The organism is Synechocystis sp. LEGE 06083 (assembly GCF_015207725.1).
Classification (GTDB): Bacteria; Cyanobacteriota; Cyanobacteriia; order Cyanobacteriales; family Microcystaceae; genus Synechocystis; species Synechocystis salina.
In genome coordinates this window covers 1-6,512 of record NZ_JADEWJ010000235.1, presented here as the reverse complement: position 1 = coordinate 6,512, position 6,512 = coordinate 1, and the positions used below count along the sequence as shown (strand labels likewise).

Sequence of the window (6,512 nt, the reverse complement as noted above, 5' to 3'; positions counted from 1 at the left end):
TAAGAGACAGGTACTAATATATCTGCAATGGATAAAATCGAAGGGATTTCTGCTCTCTTTACCCATCCCATTTCCCTGACATATTCTTTAACCCATAAATCATTCTCACCTAAAAAGTCTAGGTTATTATCTATACCAGTTCTTATTAGCACTGTTTTTTTTCCAGCCCGATTTCTGGTACCGATAGCTAGGTAAAGTTCTCTTACCTCTTCTTGGTTAGCTAAGTGTACATTCCCGGTATAACAAATGATTGTCGATTTCTCGCTAATTTCTAGTTTTTTGAGCAGATCTAAATCGGGGAGACGGGGATAAAATTCTAGGGAATCAACACCGGGAAAAAGATTTAAATAGGAGATGTTAGGCTCAATAAAATCCTTAAGCTTTTCAATGATAATTGTGACTCCATCAGCTGTATTTAGAAAATCCTTGTATTTTCGAGGATGGGAGAGATTATGGGGTAAAAGCCTTTCTGCATGGGTATCAAAATTATCCAGAGATATTCCCAGGAATCGACTAGTTACGCATTCTTCGTTATCTTCTAAATGAATAATAAGGGCAATATCATATTGGACTGATAGTTGGCAGCAAAACTTTCTCACATGTTCCCGAGGAGTCCAACAATGAACAATTTGAGGAGGAAAACCATTTTCAAATTTACTGGGCAGTTGCTCCATGTGGTTGTAGTCAACCACTGAATACAAACAATTAGGCATTTCCTTGACTGAATCTTGATTATAGGGGACGGCAACAACACAATCACACCCAAGCTTTACTAATTCATTTGCATAATGATGAACATGCACTGCACTATTGGCGGGAAAGTCAGAATGGGAAACTAATAAAATATTATGGGGCATGGTAGTGGTTGCAAGAAGTCGCTTACAATGGTCTCAATACACTCTTGTGACCTGTGGCTAGATGCACTTAATATCGGAAGAAGATAGGATTACTACAGATAGGGGGTCCTATTCTCCTTGTCGCCGACATAGGTGAAGAATGTCTAGTTTTTGAAGGTTTAGTCGCCCTAATTACTTTAGCCTATCAATGTCTGAAATTTCCAACAATTTTTACAACTTACAACAGGAATTGCTTGGGGCGTTGTTAGCTCTTGAACGAAGTATAAAATTCAAAGAAATTGACTTAATTGCGGGTTATTGCGAAATCAATAATTCCCATAACATTAAAACTGTCCTTAAAAACACCTTCGATTTTAGCACTAATACACTTAAGCTTTCTTCTGGCGATTTATATTTTGAGTCTGGGGAGATTCTGTCTACACAGATAGTACGTCAATTAGATCACTATATTCCTCGGCGCCTTCTCTGTATTCCCTGCTGTCCTGAAGACTATTATTTAGGATTGGCAGTTAAACGTCTTTACAACAGTCCTTTGTGTGTACTAATAATAGAGGACGCGTTTATTTCTTTTAATAATAAAGAAAAAGAGTTAGCCTGGAAATTGTTTAATCAAGCAAATCTTTGTTTGGGGGGATCTCCACAATTATGTGAAACCTATGGCAGTAGATTTAATCGTAAATTTTGGTTTTTTCCTCCGGTAATAGAGAGAAGAATAATTAAAACTGAAGCTCCGAATATTGATGACCATAATCTAGCGGAAAGTAAAGGGATCACTGCTGGTGATAATTGGAGTCAAGAATACTTAGATAAATTACGTAAGCTTTGTAGTTCTGCAGGCATAGAACTGGATTGGTATGGTGATCCTAATCGCCAGTTACTGATGTTTAAAGAAGAAGAAATAGCAAAGGATGGAATTAATTTTAAAGGAAAAATATCAGAAGATGAGTTGGTTATTCTAATGCGTTCTGCCAACTTTGCTGTGATCCCTACGGAAAGTTTTGACAACCATGGCAATAACCCAAAATCAACTAGTCTGAGTTTATCTTATCTTCTTTGTTTAATCACCGCCGCCGCCAATCTACCAATCTTGGCTTTAGGAAATCCTGAAAGTGTGATTGGTGATTTTATCGTAAGTAATGGTTTGGGTTTAGTTAGTAGTTATCGACCCCTGGAATTTTCCCAAAAATTAAATGAAATTCTACAAATAGATAATCAGAAGAATATGCGGCGTCAATCGCTACTTTTAGGACAAAATCTCAGTGTTGATGGTGTGGCTCAATGGATGTGGGATTCTTTATCCCAAGGTCACCCCAGAGATTATCGTTTTCAAAAAATCCAAAATTTAGTCAAGGTCGCCGATGCCAGCGTGGTTATCACCCTAAATGAGGTTACCCCTCGCCATGGTACGGGAGCCTTGATACGCCGAGTTTTTGCTGATGATAGTCAAATTATTTCTGTGCGTGTGAATAATGACTATGGAGGAGACCATTGCTTTGGTGTTCAATCCTATCATTTTCCCCATTATGGCTGGACTCGTAAGGATATTTTCACCAATATTACTCATATTTTCGCTGACCACCAAGTTAGTCGGATCTTTTGTGTCCCCTATAGTACTGCCGATGTGCTGACGGCGATCGCCATTAAGGAATTATTTGGAGCGCCAATGGGTATTTGGATTATGGACGATCAGAATGTAACAGTTAATAATATTTCCGATGCCCTCATGGAGGAATTTTTGCAAAAGGCAGATGTGCGCTTTGCCACCCATCCAGAACTGCGGGATGCCTATGAAAATAAATTTGGTTTAAAATTTTGGATTTTGCCAGCGGTGGTTCCCCATGGGTTAATTAAAACGGAAACTTTTCAACCCACTTCAGACAACTGTGAACAAAAACGGGGCGCTCTGTTAGGCAGTATCTGGAGCCAACAATGGTTTTCTGACCTCTGCCACAGTATGAAGAAAGCTGGTGTGCAGTTAGATTGGTATGGCAACTCTAAATATTATTGGCTGACAGAATCTAATGAAGATTTACAAGCTAAAGGTATTTATCCCCAAGGACTATTACCCGAAGATAAATTGGTGGAAAAACTGCAGGAATATCCTTTCATTGTGGTTCCCTATGGCACCATGGATGAGCGGGATGATCAACCCCAATTTTCCCAGCTAAGCTTACCTGGACGGATCTTGTTTGCCCTGGCCACATCCAACACCCCGGTAATTTTGATGGGGAGCCCAAAAACCTCCGCCGCTAGTTTTATTCATCGTTTTCAGATTGGGGTGGTTTGTGACTATACCCCAGAGAGCTTTGGGGCCGCTGTAGTCGAAGTGTTAGACTCCAAACGTCAAAGAGTTCTTAGGGAAAATGCCGTAGCCGTGGCGGAAAAATTTGGAGATAAAAATATTGATAGTTGGATTTGGGACTCCCTGGCTGAAGGACAGGCCGCCGATGACCGCTTTGAATCCCTCTTCCGGCGATCGCCGATTGACTTAGTGCATTTCATTGAACCTCCAGTACCCAGCCTGATCTATAAAGATTACGCCCAGGTGTATCAAGTGATGCGTCGCTTAGATGTCAACCATTACCGTCCTGATTTTGTCATGGATGTGGGGGCGTCCCATGGCATTTGGTCCCATACCGCCAGTCAACTTTTTCCCGGAGCCCGGTTTATTTTGATTGATCCTCTGATTAATCGCTATGAACAGGCCGCCCGCAACTATTACCTGAAAAATATTCCCCAGGCAAAATTCCTCGAGATTGCCGTTTCTAACCAATCAGGGCAGCTCAGTTTTCAGGTTTCCCCCGACCTCTATGGCAGTTCCCTGCTCACCCCAGCAGACTTTCGGGACTATGAAACGGTGACAGTGGCGGTTAAAACCCTAGACCAGGTGGCTGAAGAAGAAAATCTCCAAGGGCGGGGTATTCTCAAACTTGATGTGCAGTGCGCCGAACATCTTGTCTTGGCGGGGGCAAAAAATTTCCTCGAGCAAGTGGATTTAGTGGTGGCAGAACTTTCCTATGTCCGCTACGACGAAAATGCCCTGGTCTTTTTAGAGATGCTCAATCTCCTGGAACAATTGGGTTTCCGCTATTACGACGAAACTGGCGAATGGCGATCGCCCATTGATGGTACCCTATTGCAGAAAGAAGTGGTGTTCATCCGTCAGGATTTGTTAATGCCTGAAACCAGTCGTAAAATCTAGTTCGTTTTGACTTATTTTACTCAAATAATGTCTCTAGTTTATCTTTTTTGCTGATACTACTCTCCATCTTTCTGTCATCTAATGCTCAAGCAATTGCTAAAAAACAACCGCGCCATCCAACGAATCAAATCCTTGAAGGATCTTGTACTGGAAAAATTAGACTACCTCCGAGAAGCAACGAATTACGTCAAAGATGTCAGCCTACAGAATCGCCAGGCCATTGGAGCATTTACAGAGCAACAGACTCAAAATGCTAATCAAATCATGGAGAGCCAAATCTTCTTAATCAAGTCTTCCCTAGACCAGGTTAAGACATTGCAATACTTGATAGAGACTGGTCAAGAGCGGCAGGTAATCTTCGAGAGGATGATGGCAGAACATCGCATAGAAATCGAGAATATTTATCAAGAATTTAAAAAAATCAGAGAAGAAGCTCTAAGAAGTGATCAACTGGTACACCAAGAATTTAAAAAAATTAGAGAGGAATCTGAAAGAAGCAATGGTTATATCCACCAAGAATTTAAAAATATCAGAGGGGAAGCTGAAAGTTATCAGAAGTTATTAACCGGTCAGTTTTTGAAATTGCAAGAAGAAAATCAAGCCCAGACTGTTTTTGTCCAGGAGAACTTAGCCCAGATTGCCGCTGATGTCCATGATCAGAAATTTAAAGTAATCACCGACCCCAGCTATTTCCAGGCGATCGACATTGAGTTAATGGTTTATCTTTATTCCTGTCTTCCCCACCGACGGGCGATCGATGTGGGAGCCAACCGAGGCGATGTCTCCGCTAGATTATTACAGACTGGCTACGAAGTTTATGCCTTTGAACCTTTTCCACCAGTACTAGCTCAATTACAAGAAAGATTGGGACAAAATAGCGATTTCCATGCCCTTGGTTACGCCCTAGGATCCGCCAATGAAACCAGGAGTTTACATCTAGTGGTGGATCAGACAGAAGATAAAATTTTTGATGATGCCAGTTTCTACAGCAGTTTAACTCGCCATTCCCTCACTGAAGGCTTGGCCTTCCAAGACAGCATTGCGGTGGAAGTCAAAACCATTGCTAGTTTGCATGAAGCTGGAATCCTACCTGATGATATTGGCTTAGTCAAAATTGACGCAGAGGGTTTTGACCTAGAAGTTATTAAGGGCATGGGAGATTTTCGTTATCCAGTGGTGTTAGCGGAATTTTGGGATCCCACTTTCCCCTTTGGGCAGACCGGAGCCATGAACCATCTCGCGGATCTGGTGCCAGCTATGAGGCAAAGAGACTACCGCTGGCATATCGTCATTTATCGCATTTGGGGACAACACGAAATCAGTTATTACTGTAACTCTGATTATTCCTTGGAAAATTCTTGGGGCAACGTTTTCTTCTTCCAAGATTACGAAATCTTTAGCCAGGCTTTAAAGTGGTGTAATACAATTATGCCCGCCACTTATTTTGCGGTGTAGCTTTTCCTTAAATGGAGCAAAAAAACTCGTCAGTAGTCATAATCAACAAAGTTATCCAGAGTTCCACCGACTACCGACGTTCCTATGTTATCAATCCAAGACAATTATGCGTATCTCTCGAAGCTAGGTGAATTTAAGCAATTGCAGGGGGAAATTCCTGGTTTTTTTCTGGAACAGAGTGCGGCCCTCTGGGATGCTTTGCTAAGTTTCCAAAATACCCATGGTATCCATGGCAATATGTTGGAAATTGGGGTTTATAAAGGTCTGTCAGCTTTGATGTCATCCCTCCACCTCAAAGAAACAGAAGAATTTGTCCTGATCGATTGCACCCGCCATATTGAAGATGCAGAAGTCAACCTTGCTCCCATTCTGGGCACCAGAGGGAAATACATTCAGCAACCTTCTTATCGAGTAACAGTTAACTCCCTTGGTGATTTACGTTCTACTTGTCGTTGGCTTCATATTGATGGTGAACACACAGGCAGGGCTGTGATCAATGACCTTGAATTGTGTGAAGAACTACTGTCAGACGACGGCATCATAGTCCTGGATGACTTTTTTAATCCCATTTATCCACAGTTGGCAGAAGCACTATTCATTTTTTTGAATCAAAATCCTTTTAAGTTGTCAATGGTTTTATGTGGTTGGAATAAGGCCTATCTTGCTCGACCAATGTTTGCCATTAACTACCGGCATTTTATTCGCCAGAAGTTGGCTGATGAACTCCACAACAGAGAAATTCATAAGTTTGTGATCACGAAAACTGCCACTCTAGACGAATCAACAGCTTTTGGCATCTGTGAACAGAGATTTGTAGACAGAGATTACTACGGCTTGGACTCTGACCCTGATTTCTTACCTGTTTAGAGGATTGATCTAAAAAAGGGTTGCGCATACCCCGCAGCTTGCTGCGATTGGGATAAGCAACCCCAAAGTATTAAAATCCCGTCATGGAAGTAAAACGGGCTAGTCATTGCGTGTATCAAATTCGCTACCAT

Annotated in this window: 4 protein-coding genes; 3 read left to right on the top strand and 1 reads right to left on the bottom strand. The window is 41.6% G+C overall.

Annotation, left to right across the window (positions count from 1 at the left end; translation table 11 throughout):
- A partial coding sequence (locus tag IQ219_RS15490) for a hypothetical protein (protein WP_194073205.1) occupies positions 1-857 on the bottom strand: 857 nt, incomplete at its 3' end.
- A gap of 187 nt (positions 858-1,044) precedes the next feature.
- Here IQ219_RS15490 and IQ219_RS15485 point away from each other — a divergent pair.
- The 3 genes from IQ219_RS15485 to IQ219_RS15475 all read left to right on the top strand — a co-directional run bounded on the left by IQ219_RS15485 (position 1,045) and on the right by IQ219_RS15475 (position 6,381).
- Positions 1,045-4,059 (top strand): FkbM family methyltransferase, encoded by a 3,015-nt coding sequence (locus IQ219_RS15485; RefSeq protein ID WP_194073204.1) that lies wholly within the window; start codon positions 1,045-1,047, stop codon positions 4,057-4,059.
- Between the two features lie 132 nt (positions 4,060-4,191).
- Entirely contained in the window at positions 4,192-5,514 is a 1,323-nt protein-coding gene (locus tag IQ219_RS15480; RefSeq protein ID WP_228017184.1) for an FkbM family methyltransferase, read from the top strand.
- Positions 5,515-5,598: 84 nt separating this feature from the next.
- The gene (locus tag IQ219_RS15475) at positions 5,599-6,381 is read left to right on the top strand and encodes a class I SAM-dependent methyltransferase (RefSeq protein WP_194073202.1); all 783 of its coding nucleotides are present in this window, start codon (positions 5,599-5,601) and stop codon (positions 6,379-6,381) included.
- The last annotated feature ends 131 nt before the right edge of the window (positions 6,382-6,512 follow it).

Excerpts from the sequence above, each read along its gene's own strand:
- IQ219_RS15485 (WP_194073204.1), top strand. The coding sequence starts at position 1,045 with ATGTCTGAAATTTCCAACAATTTTTACAACTTACAACAGGAATTGCTT.
- IQ219_RS15475 (WP_194073202.1), top strand. The coding sequence starts at position 5,599 with ATGTTATCAATCCAAGACAATTATGCGTATCTCTCGAAGCTAGGTGAA.